The following is a 539-nucleotide window of genomic DNA, read 5'->3' as shown; positions in this document are numbered from 1 at the left end:
CCGGGGGCCGCCCTTCGTCATGTCGTCGCGGGTCGGGCCTGTGGTCTCAGGCGGCCGTCTTGGCGGCCGAACCGGCTTTTTCCGCGACCTCTTTACCCAGCGACGCGACCTTGTCCGAGGCGTCCTGGACGTCGGCGGCGACCTTGCTGCTCAGCTCCTTGCCGGCGTCGGACGCCAGTTCCTGCGCCTCGGTGCCGGCCTTCTGGGCCAGCTCGCCGACTTCCTGGGCGGTGCGCTTGAGAAGCTCGACCTGCTTCTGGGCCAGATCGCCATAGGCCTTGGCATAGCCCGACACGTCATCGCGGACCTGGGCGGCGGCGTCGAGATTGGCAAGCGCCTCTTTCGTCGCGTTGCTCATGATCTCGACCGACGTGGTCCCGGCCTTGACGAAATTCGCGGTCATGCGCTCGGTCATGCCGGCCCACATCTTGAGCACGTCCTGGCCACCCTTGGGGTTGAACAGGCTCTGGATGTCGTCGAGGGCGGCTTTGGTGTTCGGCTTGGCCATGGGAAATCTCCTTCCGGGGGATCATGTGTCG

At 66.2% G+C, this 539-nt stretch carries 1 protein-coding gene; it reads right to left on the bottom strand.

The window, feature by feature from the left end:
• Positions 1-46: 46 nt before the first annotated feature.
• Positions 47-508 carry a phasin family protein gene (locus tag L1965_RS15965; RefSeq protein WP_235757414.1) on the bottom strand — a complete coding sequence of 154 codons (462 nt, stop codon included), beginning with the start codon at positions 506-508 and terminating at the stop codon, positions 47-49.
• Positions 509-539: the final 31 nt, after the last annotated feature.

It is taken from the genome of Paracoccus salsus, from assembly GCF_021556615.1.
GTDB classification, from domain to species: domain Bacteria; phylum Pseudomonadota; class Alphaproteobacteria; order Rhodobacterales; family Rhodobacteraceae; genus Paracoccus; species Paracoccus salsus.
This window is presented reverse-complemented; position numbering and strand designations above follow the sequence as displayed.

Excerpts from the sequence above, each read along its gene's own strand:
- L1965_RS15965 (WP_235757414.1), bottom strand. The coding sequence starts at position 508 with ATGGCCAAGCCGAACACCAAAGCCGCCCTCGACGACATCCAGAGCCTG.